The organism is Flavobacterium sp. W22_SRS_FP1 (assembly GCF_052113685.1).
In the GTDB taxonomy this organism is placed as follows: Bacteria; Bacteroidota; Bacteroidia; order Flavobacteriales; family Flavobacteriaceae; genus Flavobacterium.
This window is the reverse complement of the sequence record NZ_JBGQOE010000019.1, coordinates 1-17,423: the sequence shown is the minus strand read 5'-3', so window position 1 is coordinate 17,423 and position 17,423 is coordinate 1. Positions and strand designations below refer to the sequence as shown.

Genomic DNA, 17,423 nt, shown 5'->3' with positions numbered 1-17,423 from the left:
AGAAAAATAGAGCAATGGCAAAGAATTTAGTAATAGTTGAGTCCCCTGCAAAGGCGAAAACAATCGAGAAATTTTTAGGAAGTGACTTTCAAGTAGAGTCAAGTTATGGGCACATTGCCGACTTGCCTTCTAAAGAAATTGGAGTGGATGTAGAGAATGGTTTTAAACCTAAATATGAAGTTTCATCTGATAAAAAAGCCTTAGTCACTAAGTTGAAAGGTTTAGCTAAAAAAGCCGAAATGGTTTGGTTAGCAAGTGATGAGGATCGCGAGGGAGAAGCTATTTCTTGGCATTTGTCAGAGGAGCTAAAACTGGATAAAAGCAAAACGAAACGTATTGTTTTTCACGAAATCACAAAAGGTGCTATTCTAAAGGCAATAGAAAATCCACGTGAAATTGACTATAATTTAGTGAATGCACAGCAAGCAAGAAGAGTGCTTGATAGATTAGTGGGATATGAATTGTCTCCTGTCTTATGGAGAAAAATAAAAGGAGGATTGTCCGCTGGACGTGTACAGTCAGTTTCAGTTCGTTTGATTGTAGAGAGAGAACGCGAAATCCAGAATTTTAGTGCAATTGCAAGCTACTCGGTTGTTGCTGAATTCACTAATGAAGCTGGAAAATCGTTCAAAGCAAAACTTCCAAAAAATTTCAATACAAAAAAAGAAGCGGAAGATTTTTTAAAGAAAAATATAGGTTCAAACTATAAGGTTTCGGATTTAGAAACGAAACCAACAAAAAAATCACCAACGGGTCCATTTACAACCTCAACTTTACAACAAGAAGCGGCACGTAAGCTGTATTTGCCTGTTGGAATTACCATGCAGTTAGCGCAACGTTTATACGAAGCGGGATTGATAACTTATATGAGAACGGATAGTGTCAATCTTTCTAAGGATGCGATGGAGGCTGCTCAGGCCGAAATCATCAAATCCTACGGGAAAGAATTCTCTCGACCTCGCACTTTTGTCAATAAAAGCAAAGGGGCACAGGAAGCCCACGAGGCTATTCGTCCTACTGATATGTCGCGTCATACTGTGAATATCGATAGAGACCAAGCCCGTTTGTACGACTTAATTTGGAAAAGAACCTTGGCTTCACAAATGAGTGATGCGCAACTCGAAAGAACAAATGTCAAAATTGAGGCTAATAATCATGGGGAGTTATTTACTGCTTCGGGCGAAGTATTGCTTTTTGAAGGTTTCTTAAAAGTATATCTTGAAGGTCATGATGACGATGAAGAGGAGCAAGAAGGAATGTTGCCTGCAATGAAGAACAACGAAAAATTGCAAAATAATTATATCACTGCCACCGAAAGGTATTCAAGACCTCCAGCACGCTATACTGAAGCTTCTTTGGTAAAGAAATTGGAGGAACTTGGTATTGGTCGTCCATCAACCTACGCTCCAACGATTTCTACTATTATCAATAGAAATTATGTAGAGAAAGGAAATCTTGACGGACAAGAAAGAAAATATACGCAATTGACCTTGTTGTCTGGAAATCTAGATGAGAAGGTATTGAAAGAAAATACAGGATCCGATAAAGGGAAACTAGTGCCAACGGATATTGGGACAATCGTAACTGATTTCTTGGTAAAGAATTTCGGAAATATTCTGGATTATAATTTCACTGCAAAGGTTGAACAAGACTTTGATGAAATAGCCGAAGGAAACGTGGACTGGGCGGTAATGATGAAAGAGTTTTACGATCAATTTCACCCAATTGTGAAAGATGTAGAAGCAAATGCTGAAAGAGAAAGTGGAGAAAGAATTTTAGGAAAAGATCCTAAAACTGAGAAGCAGGTTTTGGTTCGTTTAGGGAAATTTGGTCCAGTGGCCCAAATTGGTGAAGCGGATGATGAAGAGAAAAAATTTGCTAGTTTAATGGCAGATCAAAATATTGGAACCATTACTTTGGAGGAGGCATTAGATCTTTTTCTGCTTCCGAAGGATTTAGGAGAATATAAAGGAGAAGAGGTTCAGGTCAGTAATGGCCGTTATGGACCTTACATTCGTCATGGAGCTGCTTTTGTTTCTTTACCAAAAGGAGAAAATCCTTTGGATGTAGATTTTAAAAGAGCGCAGGAATTAATTGACGAGAAAGCAATTGCCGATGCGCCAATTACTGTCTATAAAGGAGAAGGCGTGCAAAAAGGTACGGGCCGTTTTGGTCCTTTTATCAAATGGGACGGATTGTTTATTAATGTGAGTAAGAAATATAATTTTGATAATTTATCGCAACAGGATATCGAAACATTGATTGAGGATAAATTGCAAAAGAACATTGATAAAGTCCTGCACAACTGGACAGAGGAAGGAATTTTAGTCGAAAAAGCGCGTTGGGGACGTTCCGTTATTACCAAAGGGAAAATTAAAATTGAATTGAGTAAAGATGTTGATGCGACAAAACTGACATTGGAGGAAGTTCAAGAGATGATTGCCAAAAAGACGCCTGCTAAAAAAACTGCCGCTAGAAAAACGCCAGCTAAAAAAGTAGCAGCTAAGAAACCAGTTGCAAAAAAGACAATAGCCAAAAAGAAATAATAACGAATTCCGGTTTCGTCTCCCTCTTCTTTGGAGAGGGTTGGGGAGAGGAAAAAAAGAAATAAAATGGAATTTGACTTTTTAAAGCCCATTGATTTTAATATTTTCGAAGAGATAAAAAAGTTGTCTTCCCAGCAATTGGGGAGTAAAATCGTTTTTCATACAAGTGATCAATTTCCGGACTTAAACAAGATTAACATCGCTATTATTGGTGTTTTAGAAAATCGAGGAAACAAGACGGCGACAGCAGATATTGATTTGGTAGCTATTCGAAAAGAATTATATAGCATGTTCCCCGGCAATTGGGACGGATCTATTGCGGATTTAGGAGATATTCTTCCAGGGAATTCAGCAGATGATTCTTATTTTGCCCTACGTAAAGTCGTTTCAGATTTAATTAAGAAAAAAATTATTCCAATAGTGATTGGTGGCTCTCAGGATTTGACCTTTGCTCTTTACAGAGCATATGACGAACTAGAGCAGATGGTGAACCTAGTCGCTATAGACAGTAAGTTTGATTTTGGAAAAGAAAATGAGCACGTTTCCGCCTCTTCTTATCTGACTAAAATTATCATTGACGAGCCAAACAATCTTTTTAATTATTGTAATATCGGTTATCAGACCTATTACAACTCGCAAGAAGAGATTGATTTAGTTGAAAAATTGTTTTTTGATGCCTATAGATTAGGTGAGATTTCTAATAATATAAGCTTGGCAGAGCCCGTCTTTAGGGATGCAGATATAGTTAGTCTTGATTTAAATTCTGTCAAATCCTCAGATTCAGGAAATTTTTCTACATTTAGCCCTAACGGATTTAACGGAAAGGAAATTTGTTCCTTAGCAAGATATGCGGGGATTAGCGATAAAGTTTCCGTTTTTGGAATATTTAATCACAATGATACAGTCCACGAATCCGTCTTGGTAGCTCAGATTATATGGTACTTTATAGAAGGATTTCATTACCGTTCTAACGAATATCCTTTTGGTAGTAGAGAAAATTATATAAAATATATTGTGCCTTTAGAAGATGAGGTTTTGGTTTTTTATAAAAGTGACAAAACGGACCGTTGGTGGATAGAAATACCATTTATTTCAGATGGGAGTAATAAATTAAAAAGAAACACGTTGTTACCTTGTTCTTATGATGAATATTTAGGAGCGTGTAATCAGGAATTACCTGAAAGATGGTGGAAAGCACAGCGAAAAAACAGCATTTAGTAATTTGTTTAGCGAAAGTAAATTTTTGTTTCAAAAAGAATCTTTATTCTAAAAAAATTGTTTTATTAAAAAATAATAAATAGGTTTACATACTTAAAAAATAATGAAAATATAACCCCCAATATATATGAAGAAGTTCATTGCATTTATTGCGATTTTGGCCCTATTAATAAGTTGCGGTAAGTCTGGCGACAAAGGTGAATTGGTCGGTGTTAAGGGTGAAAATTGGCGTCCTGAAAAGCCTTTTGGGATGACTTTAATTCCAGGTGGTGCCTATATTATGGGTAAAGCAGATGGTGATGTTGCCAATATTCAAGATGCTCCTACAAAAACAGTAACGGTCCGTTCGTTTTATATGGACGAAACTGAAATAACCAATAGTGAGTACCGTCAATTTGTGGAATGGGTTAAAGATTCAACTATGCGAGTTAGGTTAGCAATTCTTGCTGATATGATGGGTATAAAGGCAGGTGATGGCAAAGGAAAAAATTCAGGCAGTATAGGGGATTTTGCTTTTAATGACTCAGAACCTGAAAAAATGACAGCCTATGACAAGTACATGTACGACAACTACTACAGTATGGGTACAGACGACAATCCTTATGCGGGTAGGAAATTAAATAGAGATGTTAAGTTAATTAAAGATCCTAAATTATATCCTGACGAATATTACGTTGAGGTTATGGACTCCATGTATTTGCCTTTGGAAGCATCCTATAACGGCTTACGAACTGTCGATGTAGACAAACTTAAATTTCGTTATTCTTGGATGGATATACAAGCTGCGGCTAAAGCTAAAGTTGGTAAAAGAAAAGATTTTATAAAAACAGAAGAGGTGAAGGTATATCCAGACACAACAGTGTGGATTAAAGATTTTGCTTACTCCTATAATGAACCGATGCATAATGATTACTTCTGGCATAAAGCATACGGAGATTACCCTGTTGTAGGGGTAAAATGGACACAAGCAAAAGCTTTTTGTGCGTGGCGTACGTTAAATAAAAACTCGTACATTAAATCAAAAAAGAATGGGCACGATTTGATCAACTCTTTTAGATTGCCAACTGAGGCCGAATGGGAATATTCTGCAAGAGGTGGTTTGCAATCAGCGACCTACCCTTGGGGTGGACCTTACACTAAAAATGACAGGGGATGTTTTATGGCGAATTTCAAACCGAATAGAGGCGATTATGCTGCTGATCAAGCACTGTATACTGTAGAGGCAAAGTCTTATGAGCCCAACGGATACAACCTTTATAATATGGCTGGAAATGTTTCTGAATGGACGGATTCGTCGTATGACCCAAATGCATATGAATATGTTTCGTCTATGAATCCAAATGTATTGGACTATTCTAATAAACGTAAAGTAGTGCGTGGCGGCTCATGGAAAGACGTTGCTTATTTCTTACAGGTAAGTACAAGGGATTTTGAATATGCAGATTCTGCAAGGAGCTTTATCGGATTCAGAACCGTTCAAGACTATATGGGTTTACAAACAACCGGAAATAAAATTAAAAACAGATAAATAAACCAAACCAACCAAAACTTAAATTTAAAAATTATGGCATTATTAAGTAAAAAAGCAATGAATTTCTCCTATGGAATGGGCGCTGCAGTTGTAATTGTTGGAGCGTTATTCAAAATAACACATCTTGAATTCGGTTTTATAACCGGAAATCTAATGTTAACGATCGGTTTGTTAGTTGAAGCTGGAATTTTTGCGCTCTCAGCTTTTGAAGATGTTGATAATGAATTTGATTGGACGCTAGTGTATCCAGAATTAGCTAATGGAAAAGCATCAGGTGTAAAAAAGCCAAAAGCTGAAAGTCCTACAGAAGCTCAGGGATTGTTGTCTCAAAAACTGGATGCAATGTTAAAAGATGCTAAAATAGATGGAGAATTAATGGCTAGTTTAGGCAATAGTATCAAAAACTTTGAATCAGCTGCTAAAAGTATTGCTCCAACCGCTGAGTCAATGGCCTCTACTAAAAAATACAGTGAGGAATTAACAATGGCCGCAGCTCAGATGGAGTCTCTGAATAGTTTATATAAAATACAATTACAAGGTGCTACAAGAAACGCGCAAATTAATGAGGAAGTGCTAGAGAACAATATGAAGTTAAAAGAGCAAATGCAATCATTAACTACAAATCTATCATCATTGAATAATGTTTATGGTGGAATGCTGTCTGCAATGAGTAACAAAGGATAATTAGTTTCGAACTATATAAAAACAACTAACTAATTATTAGAAAATATGGCAGGAGGAAAATTAACCCCCAGACAGAAGATGATAAATCTGATGTACTTGATTTTTATCGCAATGTTAGCATTAAACATGTCCAAAGAAGTATTGTCAGCTTTTGGAATTTTAAATTTAAAAATTGTTGAGTCAAATGCAATTACAGACCAAAGAAATGAAAGTTCATTTGCACAATTAGAACAAAAAGCAATTGATCAACCGGGACAATTTGGTGACAAAAAGCTTAAAGTTGAAAAGATTAGAGCAATTTCTAAAGAATTTAATGATTACATAGAAAATATTAAAACTTCAGTCACGAAAGATTTTGAAAGAGATTCTAAAGGTAATTTGCCTTATGAGGAAATGGACAAAGGCGATTTAATTGACAGAATGTTTTTTACGGGTGATAAAGTGTCGAAAAGCGGGCAAGAATTTTTAGATAGAATTAACAATTATTCTGCTCAAATTAAGCAAGTCGGAGGTAGTTCTATTGCGGAATCTGAAATGAATAAAATAGAAGCTAGATTCGCTACAAAACCAGTTTTTTCGGAAAAAGCGGGAGCTAATTTAGATTGGATTGATTATCATTATAAGGGTTTCCCCTTAATCGCCACAATTACAAATTTGTCTCAGTTACAAGCTGATATCAAAGCAACTGAAAGTGACGTTATGAGTGGAATGTTCCAAAGTGATCTAGTCGCTGCGGCTTCTCTTACGGCTTATCAACCTATAGTTGTTCTTGATAAATCTGTTTTCTTTCAAGGGGAAGCAGTGTCAGGTAAAATTATATTAGGAAAATTTGATCCTTCATTAAAAGCAAAGTCTGTAATCATTAATGGTTCTAACATACAAGCTATGGCCGGACAGGCTAAGTTTTCTTTTGCTGCTGGTAATATAGGTGACCATCCAATTACGGGTTCTTTTAACTTTGATGAAAATGGTAAGGTAGTTAGTTTACCCATAAGTGATAAATACGTAGTTGTTGCTAGACCTAAGTCGGCGACAATATCAGCTGATAAAATGAATGTTGTTTATAGAGGAGTTGTAAATCCTATGACAATTTCATTTGCAGGAATTACTGCTGATAAAATATCTGCTTCTGCTCCAGGATTAAGTTCTGCAGGCAGCGGTAAGTTTAATATGAGTCCTACTTCAGGGAATGAGGTAGTGATTAATGTGACAGGTACATTACCTGACGGCTCTAAAGTTTCTGATAAAAAGACTTTTAGAATTAAAGGTATCCCGGGTCCTACAGGGACTATCAGAGGAGAAACAGGTGTTGTAAAGGGGCCTAAATCGAATCTTGAAATTGCTACAATTGGAGCTAAATTAGAGGATTTTGATTTCGAAGTTGGTTTAAATGTTGTCGGTTTTAATTTAAAAGTTACTGGGCAACCTACAGTTGTGGTTCAAGGTGATAGATTAAATGCACAATGTAAATCAGTACTTGCTAAGGCAGGAAGAGGAGATCAGGTGACCATATCTGAAATTAAAACGAAGCTAGTCGGAGCAGGTAGCTATTTATTACCAAGAACAGCTCCGGTTATTTTTGAAATACAATAATAAACAAGTTGACCTTATGGGTTGCTACATTATCTTATAATTATACCATGATGAAAGTTAAATTTTTTATATTACTTGTTATTTCTGTTACTGGTAGCATTGCATCTTTCGCGCAGTCTAATTTGCTTAATGCTAAGATACCTGAAGAAGTAGGGCTTAAATCTGCCGCACAGCTGATTTCTGATAATGATAAGCCGTTGGCTTACGGCTATGTCCATGATAGAGATATTCTAATGGGCAAAACAGTTTGGGAGATCATAGATTTAAGTGAAAGAATTAACTTTGCTTTATATTATCCAATAGATGAAAATTTAGGTGCTGATAGAAGGTCCCTGTATAATGTATTAACAAAATCGATTAAAAGTGGTGAAATCAGTGAAGTGTACGCAGATAGCTATTTTAACACGAAGAAATCTTATAAAGACGTGCAGGAGTCATTGAGCCGGGTTGATACGACTGATGCTGGAAGAGAGCAGGTAAATGCAGGAATGAAAGTTTCGCCTGAATATATTTTGCGATCTGATATAACTGCGCAAGATGTTACCCAATATAAGATTAAAGGATATTGGTATTTTGATAAACGACAAAGTGAATTGAAGTATCGTTTGCTTGGTATCTGTCCTGTTACTCCGGATGTTTATACAATGAACAGTGATGAAAAGGACTATATCGAATTGTTTTGGGTATTTTTCCCGTCAGCGAGAGCAGTTCTGCATGAAGCAAAAGCATTCAATAATCAGAATTCCGCAATGCCGATTTCTTTCGACCAAATATTGAATTCACGACATTTTAATAGTGTCATTTATAAAGAGGAAAATGTTTATGGTGATAGAGAGATTAAAGATTATATGCCAAATAACGCGCAAAATCAATTGCTAGAAGCTGAGAGGGTTAAAGAAAAAATCCGCGATTTTGAATCAGATATGTGGAATTATTAATTTCAGTTTTATTACAAATTAAGGAAAAACTCTTGTCGTAAATGATAAGAGTTTTTTTTGTTTTATAGCAGTCTATGTTTGCTTAAGATTATGGTGTACTCTTTTTACTTCACATTATTACTTACTTTTGTAGTATGATAGATTATTTAATAATAGGTTCTGGTTTAGCTGGAATCGCTTTTTCTGAAGTAGCCTTGCAAAACGGAAAAAGCATTTTTGTAATGGACAATAATTCTCAAAACTCTTCTAAGATTGCCGGTGGCTTGTATAACCCCGTTATATTAAAACGATTTAGTGAAGTTTGGAAAGCAGAGGAACAATTACTTTTGATGGAGAGTTTCTATGATGCTGTGGAAAGTAAACTTAAGACCAAGGTCGATTTTAAAAAACCGATTTTAAGAAAATTTTTTTCTGTAGAGGAGCAAAACAATTGGTTTGCAGCTTCTGATAAAAAGACGTTGGCACCTTTTTTATCTACAGAATTAGTTACAAAGAAATATTCCGGAATCGAATCGCCTTATAATTACGGAGAAGTCTTGCAGACTGGCCATGTTGATACCGCAGTATTATTAAAAAATTACAGAGAGTACTTATTGAAGAGCGGTATTTTCGCGGAGATGCCTTTTGAATATCGCATTTTAGAAATTTTTTCTGATCATATTCGATATAAAGATATTGAAGCAAAGAATATCGTGTTTGCCGAAGGTTTTGGGATGCACTCTAATCCTTATTTTAGGCATTTGCCCTTAGACGGTACAAAAGGGGAGTTGTTTATTATAAAAGCACCAGAATTAGTTCTGGACGTTATTTTGAATACCAGCGTTTTTATTCTGCCTTTAGGGAATGATTTGTTTAAAGTTGGCGCAACCTACAATTGGAAAGAGAAAACAGATTTGCCCACTGAAGAAGGCAGATTGGAATTAATTGACAGAATTAAAGAAATCATTACTTGCGATTTTGAAATAGTAGAACATTTTGCGGGTGTAAGGCCTACGGTAAAAGACAGAAGACCTTTGGTTGGGACTCATGCTGACTATCATTCAATTCATATTCTCAACGGGTTGGGAACACGTGGCGTTATGTTAGGACCGTCTATGGCCAAAGAGCTATTTAATTATATTGAAAACAAAATACCCTTGGATAAAGAAATTGATATAAAACGGTTTTTGCCTAAAGGGCAAAAATAAAATGCTTACTGTTTGAAAGTTGGATCATAAGAAACGAACATATTTATGTAAATATTTCGTGACCAACGTAAAATGAACGGAAACAAAATTATAAGGGAAGCAATTATCGAAATAAAAGCGTCTTTTAACGATGCTTCAAAGACTATATAGGAAATAACAAACGCCGCTATTCCAACAGCTACATTTAGTCCATAACTTACATACATGGCTCCATAAAAAAACGAAGGTTCAATTTGATATTTTAATCCGCAATGACTGCATTTTTCATTCATTTTTAAAGTTTTCCCCAGATGAAGCGGATTTGGGTCTAAATACATACTCTCTTTCTGACATTTAGGACAAGTTCCTGTTAAAATACTATATAGTTTGGATCCTTTTTTTAACATTTGCAAAAAATTTAATTTTTCCTTTTATTGAGCTACAAATTTAAGCTTTTAAAATGGAATAAAATCATAATACATGCTTAATATACACAATTTATCTGTCTCGTTTGGCGGCTCTTATTTATTTGAAGAAGTTACCTTTCGGCTAGGTACTGGAGACCGCGTTGGTCTTGTAGGTAAAAATGGTGCAGGTAAATCGACCATGCTTAAAATTTTGGCAAAAGACTTTGCTCCGGATTCCGGCAGTATTGCCCAAGAGAAGGAAGTGCGAATGGGTTTTTTGAGGCAAGACATCGATTTTGAGCAGGGTAGAACCGTGCTTGAAGAAGCCTACGAAGCATTTGTCGATATTAAAGTTGTAGAGAAAAAGCTAGAGGAAATCAACCATTTGTTGGTGACGCGAACAGATTATGAAAGTGACGAATACAGTCAAATTATTGAAGATTTATCTGACTACACCCATCGATTTGAATTATTAGGAGGGTATAACTATGTAGGTGATACCGAAAAAATACTTCTAGGATTAGGTTTTAAGAGAGAAGTGTTCAACAATCAGACGGAAACTTTTTCAGGTGGTTGGAGAATGCGAATTGAATTGGCCAAACTGTTATTGCAGGCAAATGATGTATTATTGCTGGATGAGCCTACGAATCATCTTGATATAGAAAGTATCATTTGGTTAGAAAGTTTCTTGCGTAATTATATCGGTGTTGTGGTAATTGTTTCTCACGATAAGATGTTTTTAGACAATGTGACCAACAGAACAATTGAAATTTCCCTAGGTAAGGCCTATGACTTCAACAAACCCTATTCCCAATATTTGGAATTACGACATGAAATTCGTGAAAAACAATTGGCTACCCAGAAAAATCAAGCTAAAAAAATTGAGGAAACCGAAAAGCTGATTGAAAAGTTTCGTGCCAAAGCTTCCAAAGCTTCTATGGCACAATCAATGATAAAAAAGTTGGATAAAATCGACCGTATAGAAGTCGATGAAGATGATAATTCTGTAATGAATATTTCTTTTCCAATTTCTAAAGTACCTGGTCGTGTAGTCATAGAAGCTGAAAAAGTAACCAAAAGTTATGGTGATAAGACTATATTGAAAGATATCTCCCTTTTAGTTGAACGCGGAAGTAAAATTGCTTTTGTTGGGCAAAACGGACAAGGAAAGTCGACCTTTATCAAAGCCATTGTTAATGAATTTGAATACGAAGGAGATATAAAATTAGGACACAATGTTCAGGTTGGTTATTTTGCCCAAAACCAGGCAGAATATCTTGACGGAGAGATTACCTTGCTTCAAACAATGGAAGATGCAGCAACAGACACTAACCGTTCGAAGGTGCGCGACATGTTAGGCTCATTCCTCTTTCGTGGTGATGATGTTGAGAAAAAGGTAAAAGTCCTTTCTGGAGGTGAAAGGAATCGTCTAGCGCTCTGTAAATTGCTTTTGCAGCCCATTAACGTATTAGTTATGGATGAGCCAACCAATCACTTGGATATTAAATCCAAAAATGTTTTAAAAACTGCTTTGCAAAAATACGAGGGCACGCTTTTGTTAGTTTCTCACGACAGGGATTTTCTTCAGGGAATGTCAAATATTGTATACGAATTCAGAGATCAAAAAATAAAAGAATACTTAGGTGACGTTAATTATTTCTTGGAACAACGCAACTTGGAAAACATGCGTGAAGTGGAGAAAAAAGATGCGTTAAAAGCTTCGGCATCTCCAAAAGAAAGTAACAAAGCCTCTTATGAAGAACAAAAGAAAGGCAAAGCGTTGCAGAATCGCTTGAGCAAAATTGAAAGTCAGATCAAGCAATTAGAGAAAGATATTCAGAATGACGACAAAATGTTGGCCTCTAGTTACAATAAACATGTTGAAGATGCTTCTTTCTTTAAGGCATATAATAAAAAGAAAGCGGAATTGGATAAGTTTCTTTCTGACTGGGAACTGGTACAAGAGGAAATTGAGAACGCTTAAAAAAAATCAAGTAGAAAGTTATTACTGGCTTTTTATTGCAAGCTTTCCAGCCTCATTGTGTTTTTACATTGTAAAAACGAGTTTCCTAACTAGCTCTTTTAACGCTAGAAATACAATGGGGCTAAGAAAGGCTTTTCATTTCCATCCAGGCTATTTTGCTTTAATGTTTCATTTTATTGCGCAATTAGGCCTATCTTTTTAGAGTGAGATATAGCTTCCGAGCTATTTTTAAAGTAACATACTGCAATATCCATCGTTTGAAGGTTTTTCATCGCCTTGGTAACTTTTTCTTTTTTATTATGGCCGGTTTGTCTTATATAGATGGCTTTTACAGTTAAAGGAAAAATTTTACTGATGGCTTCATACAAAAAAGGATCGTGTTGTGAATCATCACCAATTAGGACGTACTTTAAATTGGGATAAAATTCCAATATATGTTTTATTTTATCGAATTTATGGTTGTGGCCGCCTCTACCTGTCCAAAAGAAATTAGTAAGACTTGTTTTTATGTCTTTTAACAAAAAAACTGCTTTGGGTAGTTGGTGAATTTCTGTAAACGTTACTAAAAACCGATACAGATTCCATTCACTGCTGGAAACATAGAAAAAAGCATTCAATTCTCCTTTCTCGCTTCTTCCTGCCGAACTTAAAGCTTGAAAATGAGGAACCACATCTTCAAATACTTTTCTGGAGTTTACGTTTCTGAATAATAAATAGTATAATTTTTTTAACGGATTGATGGTGTAAGAAATCAAGAAAGTATCGTCAATATCAGATATGATTCCTAAATTACCTTTATGTGGACGTATGTAACTTTCTTTAGTTGCGATAGTATTATTTTCGTGCATTATACTGACTTCATAATCGTTCCAACCATAGGTATTGTTGTTGTCTAGAGGAATGCAAAATTTAAAGTAGCCGTCAACTAATGTTTTTGTATGGATTTTAATACCATTATGCGTTAAATAGACATCGGCATTTGAATGTGTCTTAATGCGAAACATACTAATAATTGAACTCGCATTTTTAAAATTTTTGTCCAGAAAATCGTAATCTTTAGTTTTGGTTGGTTTAAAAACATGCCCCATCACAATCAATTCCTGTTCATTGGCATATCCCCTGTATAATTTTAAAATAGGTTTCATTTTGTTAATTACTTTTGAAGTATGCTGAAAATTAATTATTTTTAATCAATAAACGAAATATAAGCTTGAAAAAGAATGTAATAATGATTGCTAATCCTGTATCAGGAGGTATTGATAAATCAGAAATTATCCAAGCCGCAGCTAATTTTGCTGTTAAGGAGAATTTGAACTTGGTTTTATACGAAACTTCAGCTGATAACGATACTGCCAAAATCAAGGCGCTGTATAAAGAGTTCACACCTGAGCGAATTATTGTTGCCGGTGGTGATGGTACTATAAAGCTAGTGGCTGAAGCATTAGAAAGCGAAGATTTTATATTAGGAATCTTGCCAGCGGGATCTTCCAACGGATTGGCTAGAGACTTAGGCTTGCCTAAAGTAATTGAAGAGAACTTGCCAATTGCTTTCCATAATACTTTTTTGGAAATGGATATGATTGTCGTTAATGGGAAAAAAAGTCTGCATTTAAGCGATTTGGGACTCAACGCTACACTCATTAAAAACTATCATGAAGGTTCTATGCACGGAAGGTGGTATTACGCGTTGCAGGCTTTTAAGACATTAATAGATACGGATATTGATTTTTCTGCAACAATATCTTGTAATAATAAGCTTACGGAGTATCAAGCTCGAATGATTGTGATAGCAAATTCCAAAAAATATGGAACGGGTGTCGTTATTAATCCGAATGGAGTTATGAATGACGGAAAGTTCGAAATTATAATCTTGAAAAATCTAGATTTATTTGTTTTTGGTAAAATAATTACGGGAAACATGCCGATGGAGTCGGAGGACATTACCATTATTTCAACTGATAAAGCAACTATCAAAACAAATTTCCCTGTTAGTTTTCAAATGGATGGAGAGTATTATGGTGCCGAAACAGAATTTAATATCGATATGGCTCCAAAAAAGTTGAAAGTGGCTATTCCGTGATTGTTTTTTAATTTTTAAAAGGATTGCGCTCCTGCCATTGAGTTTTAGGCTCAAAATAGCTGAACGTTTTCGAAACAAATAGATTGATAAACGGATTGCTGTGCTTGATTAATCCGTACATAGGAATTGCCTTTGCCCCGACAGAGCTCTTAATCTCTAGAGCAGTTCTAGCAAAAACGATTCGTTTGTATCCTTTATTAATGGAATAACCTATCATATCGTACAGCATATTCAGATACAGCATTTTTTCGCGTTGATACTTTTCATCATAGCCCAAAAAGTAAGTATCTATATCGGTTCCATTTTTTATTAATGTGTTAAATCCTATTAATTCCTCACCCAGAAAATATCCATAAAAAAGGAAATTATCTTTTAATGACTTTTTAAAAAACACAAAATGATTTTCAGGTAAATAAAAAGTATTGAATGGTGCATTTTTAGCCACATTCATGTATAATTGGTATATTCTTGGATTGTATGTTGTGATTTCGTCAAGCGATAATTTCTTTTTCGAAATGCCATCTGCTTTTTTGCGAGCCCTTTTGTACTGATCTCTGTATTTTTTGCTGTTGTCAAGGGTGTAATCGTCAAAAGTTTTCCAGGATTCTCTAATCTGAAAAAGCATGTTAGGCTGAGTTGTGAATTTATAGAAAGATGTGAATTGCGGAATGTCAAATGGTTCTACTTGGGATTTTGAAAAATCTTTAAAAATGGTCAGATGTATCTTTTTTCCGTTGCTGTTAAAAATTTTCTTTATCTCTTCTGCAACTGTTTTTAACAAAATCATTCCTTCCGATCTAGGCAGTTTTTCATTGAAATAACAACCGTTTTGGCCAGTTAACATATTGTTCCCCATGACTAAGACATTAGAGCTGAAATATTTGAAGACAATTTCACGCACTTTTGTTTTTAGGCAATGGTCGCGTTCTCCAAAAGAATGAACATCACGTAAGTCGATATATTGAGATAAAGCTAAACCAACTAATTCTTCATCAAGAAATAGACCTATGAAATGACAAACCATGTTTTTTGGAGCTGCGTCTTCTAATACTGCCAAATAATCTTTGGAAAGAAAAATGTTATTTATGGCCAAAGAATCCCAGGCAGAAGGAAGGTCTTTCACTGCGGAATAAATTTTAAAGGAAAAAGCTGAGTTCAATAGATAGGGAAATTAATATTTGTCTAAATTACCATATTAACTTAAAATAGGGAAGGATTGGACGAATTTTAATTAACTTTAAAAAAAAAAGAAACATGGACATTTACAATAATGAAACAGCTCAGCCTATTTTAAAAGATTTGAAAGATTGGACTTTTAACGATAAAGGAATCGAAAAGAAGTTTGTTTTTAAAAATTTCAGTGAATCGTTGGGCTTTATAGTACAAGTGGGACTTTTGGCAGAAAAGCAAGGCCACCATCCTGAATTGTTTAATGTATACAATAAAGTTAATATACGCCTGTCAACGCATGATGCCGATGGAGTTACCGATAAGGATTTCGATCTTGCAAAAGCTATAGAAAAGCTCTCCTACTAAAGGGGCGGGCGGAGTTAATTATTCATATTTTACCCTGTAAAAAAATTAATTTCTCCCAATATCAGTATACGAAGAATCCCCAAGACTCCGTTTATTATTTTATCTAAAAGGAACCGTTATAGCCCATAATTAGATTGTCTAGAAAAAATTGTTTGTAAAGACAGGAAGAATAATGCGTTTATAGGTTCTGAATCTTAGGTCTTTCGTCATGTGTATGGTCAGCCCAGACAATTCCGTCAAAATTGTAGAAAAAAGCTTCGTCTTACGTCAGTTAAATCATAATAGAATGGTTTAACTTACGTAAGCATTTGGTATTATAATTCTAATGTCCATAATATTAGGTTTAAAGCTTGGAAAACAGATACAAGATGTTCGATATTAAATGTTTATTGTAGGATAAACACCCGTTTATATTTACAAACTGTGTAGTTTATCGATTAAATTTGCTGATAAACTTCATTGTTAGTACATTTAATTATCCAAAACTGTAAAACCACCCACTTATGAAAAATTTATTCACTTTTGTTTTAACCGTTTTAGCCTCATTTTCAATGATGGCAGATGTTTCCTTTTCAGACAAAGCGGTGCTGCTAAAACTGCATGAAGCTACTAATGGTGAAAACTGGATAACAAAATGGGATTTATCTTCTCCCGTTTCCACTTGGTATGGTATTACGCTAGACGGTGATAAAGTTGTTGCGATAAGGTTGGTAGATAATAATTTGATGGGGGAGATTCCTGCCGAAATTACAAACCTTGTAAATTTGCAAGAATTAAATTTGCATAAAAATGGTTTGTCTGGTACTATTCCTTCTTCTTTACAGAACTTAAAAGAATTAAAGATTTTAGATCTTTCCTTTAATAGATTGTCGGGGGTGATACCAATTTCAATTTGCGAAATGGATAGTCTTCAAAACTTACAACTTTACATGAATAAGATTTCGGGCGAGTTACCTGCTCAAATAGGTAAACTGCAAAACTTAGTGACGCTGGTAGTTTTTAACAATGAAATAGAAGGCCAAATTCCAAGCTCTCTTTATGAAGTAAAGAAATTGAAAACATTATTGTTAAATAGTAATAAGTTGATTGGTAAATTAAGTCCTGATGTTGCCAATTTAAAAATGTTGGAAAATCTTAGTTTATTTGAAAACAATATGGATGGTCAAGTTCCATTTGGACTTGAAAATTTAAATAATTTAAAAGAGATGAATATTTCGTACAATAAGTTCAGTGGTCTAACTTCAAGAAGACTAGCAATGTTAGACACTTTGAATATGACGATGTTAAATGATAAAGGGATTGCTGTCTTAATGAATGTGTCTATAGAAGTAGAAAGACCTTTGGTATCAGAAGATTAGCAGGTATTGTCTATTGTACAAATATTAATCCAGATAAATACTTTAGTGCTCTAAAATAAGTTGATTTTTTTAATAAGTTTAGTTAGTTTAAACCCGTTTTGCCTAGGTGAAACGGTTTTTTTTTTGTGGCATGAATGACTAATATTTATTAGTAGGAAATAGGTAAACGAAAAAAGCCTCATATTTCTATGAAGCTTTCTTAGTAGCGGGAACTGGACTCGAACCAGTGACCTTCGGGTTATGAGCCCGACGAGCTGCCTACTGCTCTATCCCGCGATGTGCGTTTGTAATTTCAATAAAATTAACTTAGTAGCGGGAACTGGACTCGAACCAGTGACCTTCGGGTTATGAGCCCGACGAGCTGCCTACTGCTCTATCCCGC

At 35.1% G+C, this 17,423-nt stretch carries 14 protein-coding genes and 2 tRNA genes; 11 read left to right on the top strand and 5 right to left on the bottom strand.

What is annotated here, in order from left to right:
* Positions 1–14 precede the first annotated feature (14 nt).
* The 7 genes from topA to ACEN2H_RS11245 all read left to right on the top strand — a co-directional run bounded on the left by topA (position 15) and on the right by ACEN2H_RS11245 (position 9,697).
* On the top strand, positions 15–2,546 hold the full coding sequence (topA, locus tag ACEN2H_RS11275) for a type I DNA topoisomerase (protein WP_441732449.1): 2,532 nt from the start codon (positions 15–17) through the stop codon (positions 2,544–2,546).
* Between the two features lie 66 nt (positions 2,547–2,612).
* Positions 2,613–3,764: a formimidoylglutamase gene (locus ACEN2H_RS11270; RefSeq protein ID WP_441732448.1), complete on the top strand. Its 1,152-nt coding sequence runs from the start codon at positions 2,613–2,615 to the stop codon at positions 3,762–3,764.
* Between the two features lie 127 nt (positions 3,765–3,891).
* Positions 3,892–5,292, top strand: a complete 1,401-nt coding sequence (gldK, locus tag ACEN2H_RS11265) for a gliding motility lipoprotein GldK (RefSeq protein WP_441732447.1) — start codon at positions 3,892–3,894, stop codon at positions 5,290–5,292.
* A 36-nt stretch (positions 5,293–5,328) separates the two neighbouring features.
* Positions 5,329–5,979 (top strand): gliding motility protein GldL, encoded by a 651-nt coding sequence (gldL, locus tag ACEN2H_RS11260; protein ID WP_441732446.1) that lies wholly within the window; start codon positions 5,329–5,331, stop codon positions 5,977–5,979.
* Between the two features lie 45 nt (positions 5,980–6,024).
* Complete coding sequence (gene gldM, locus ACEN2H_RS11255; RefSeq protein WP_441732445.1) at positions 6,025–7,572, top strand: gliding motility protein GldM; 1,548 nt, start codon at positions 6,025–6,027, stop codon at positions 7,570–7,572.
* A gap of 50 nt (positions 7,573–7,622) precedes the next feature.
* Positions 7,623–8,510: a gliding motility protein GldN gene (gene gldN / locus ACEN2H_RS11250; RefSeq protein ID WP_441732486.1), complete on the top strand. Its 888-nt coding sequence runs from the start codon at positions 7,623–7,625 to the stop codon at positions 8,508–8,510.
* 134 nt (positions 8,511–8,644) lie between these two features.
* Positions 8,645–9,697, top strand: coding sequence for an NAD(P)/FAD-dependent oxidoreductase (locus tag ACEN2H_RS11245; RefSeq protein ID WP_441732444.1), 1,053 nt, complete (start codon positions 8,645–8,647; stop codon positions 9,695–9,697).
* Between the two features lie 5 nt (positions 9,698–9,702).
* Here the strand turns inward: ACEN2H_RS11245 and ACEN2H_RS11240 are convergent, their stop codons facing one another.
* Positions 9,703–10,083 (bottom strand): DUF983 domain-containing protein, encoded by a 381-nt coding sequence (locus ACEN2H_RS11240; RefSeq protein ID WP_441732443.1) that lies wholly within the window; start codon positions 10,081–10,083, stop codon positions 9,703–9,705.
* Between the two features lie 73 nt (positions 10,084–10,156).
* Here ACEN2H_RS11240 and ACEN2H_RS11235 point away from each other — a divergent pair, with 73 nt between their 5' ends.
* The gene (locus tag ACEN2H_RS11235; RefSeq protein WP_441732442.1) at positions 10,157–12,067 is read left to right on the top strand and encodes an ABC-F family ATP-binding cassette domain-containing protein; all 1,911 of its coding nucleotides are present in this window, start codon (positions 10,157–10,159) and stop codon (positions 12,065–12,067) included.
* Positions 12,068–12,240: 173 nt separating this feature from the next.
* Here ACEN2H_RS11235 and ACEN2H_RS11230 read toward each other — a convergent pair whose 3' ends face one another.
* A complete protein-coding gene (locus ACEN2H_RS11230) occupies positions 12,241–13,212 on the bottom strand; it encodes an App1 family protein (RefSeq protein WP_441732441.1) in 972 nt (323 codons plus the stop codon).
* 65 nt (positions 13,213–13,277) lie between these two features.
* On the opposite strand from ACEN2H_RS11230, the gene ACEN2H_RS11225 reads away from it, so the two are divergent.
* Positions 13,278–14,147: a diacylglycerol/lipid kinase family protein gene (locus tag ACEN2H_RS11225; protein ID WP_441732440.1), complete on the top strand. Its 870-nt coding sequence runs from the start codon at positions 13,278–13,280 to the stop codon at positions 14,145–14,147.
* A gap of 7 nt (positions 14,148–14,154) precedes the next feature.
* On the opposite strand, the gene ACEN2H_RS11220 is transcribed toward ACEN2H_RS11225, so the two are convergent.
* Complete coding sequence (locus tag ACEN2H_RS11220; RefSeq protein ID WP_441732439.1) at positions 14,155–15,306, bottom strand: 8-amino-7-oxononanoate synthase; 1,152 nt, start codon at positions 15,304–15,306, stop codon at positions 14,155–14,157.
* 95 nt (positions 15,307–15,401) lie between these two features.
* Between ACEN2H_RS11220 and ACEN2H_RS11215 the strand changes: the two genes are divergently transcribed.
* Together ACEN2H_RS11215 and ACEN2H_RS11210 are read left to right on the top strand one after the other, a co-directional pair.
* Entirely contained in the window at positions 15,402–15,683 is a 282-nt protein-coding gene (locus ACEN2H_RS11215) for a 4a-hydroxytetrahydrobiopterin dehydratase (protein WP_441732438.1), read from the top strand.
* Positions 15,684–16,186: 503 nt separating this feature from the next.
* Positions 16,187–17,041 (top strand): leucine-rich repeat domain-containing protein, encoded by an 855-nt coding sequence (locus tag ACEN2H_RS11210; protein ID WP_441732437.1) that lies wholly within the window; start codon positions 16,187–16,189, stop codon positions 17,039–17,041.
* A gap of 203 nt (positions 17,042–17,244) precedes the next feature.
* Here ACEN2H_RS11210 and ACEN2H_RS11205 read toward each other — a convergent pair.
* Together ACEN2H_RS11205 and ACEN2H_RS11200 are read right to left on the bottom strand one after the other, a co-directional pair.
* Positions 17,245–17,317: transfer RNA gene (locus tag ACEN2H_RS11205), tRNA-Met, on the bottom strand.
* 34 nt (positions 17,318–17,351) lie between these two features.
* Positions 17,352–17,423: transfer RNA gene (locus ACEN2H_RS11200), tRNA-Met, on the bottom strand.

Bases quoted from the DNA above. Each gene is read 5' to 3' on its own strand.
- topA (WP_441732449.1), top strand. From the start codon at position 15: ATGGCAAAGAATTTAGTAATAGTTGAGTCCCCTGCAAAGGCGAAAACA.
- ACEN2H_RS11270 (WP_441732448.1), top strand. From the start codon at position 2,613: ATGGAATTTGACTTTTTAAAGCCCATTGATTTTAATATTTTCGAAGAG.
- gldK (WP_441732447.1), top strand. From the start codon at position 3,892: ATGAAGAAGTTCATTGCATTTATTGCGATTTTGGCCCTATTAATAAGT.
- gldL (WP_441732446.1), top strand. From the start codon at position 5,329: ATGGCATTATTAAGTAAAAAAGCAATGAATTTCTCCTATGGAATGGGC.
- gldM (WP_441732445.1), top strand. From the start codon at position 6,025: ATGGCAGGAGGAAAATTAACCCCCAGACAGAAGATGATAAATCTGATG.
- gldN (WP_441732486.1), top strand. From the start codon at position 7,623: ATGAAAGTTAAATTTTTTATATTACTTGTTATTTCTGTTACTGGTAGC.
- ACEN2H_RS11245 (WP_441732444.1), top strand. From the start codon at position 8,645: ATGATAGATTATTTAATAATAGGTTCTGGTTTAGCTGGAATCGCTTTT.
- ACEN2H_RS11240 (WP_441732443.1), bottom strand. From the start codon at position 10,083: ATGTTAAAAAAAGGATCCAAACTATATAGTATTTTAACAGGAACTTGT.
- ACEN2H_RS11235 (WP_441732442.1), top strand. From the start codon at position 10,157: ATGCTTAATATACACAATTTATCTGTCTCGTTTGGCGGCTCTTATTTA.
- ACEN2H_RS11230 (WP_441732441.1), bottom strand. From the start codon at position 13,212: ATGAAACCTATTTTAAAATTATACAGGGGATATGCCAATGAACAGGAA.
- ACEN2H_RS11215 (WP_441732438.1), top strand. From the start codon at position 15,402: ATGGACATTTACAATAATGAAACAGCTCAGCCTATTTTAAAAGATTTG.
- ACEN2H_RS11210 (WP_441732437.1), top strand. From the start codon at position 16,187: ATGAAAAATTTATTCACTTTTGTTTTAACCGTTTTAGCCTCATTTTCA.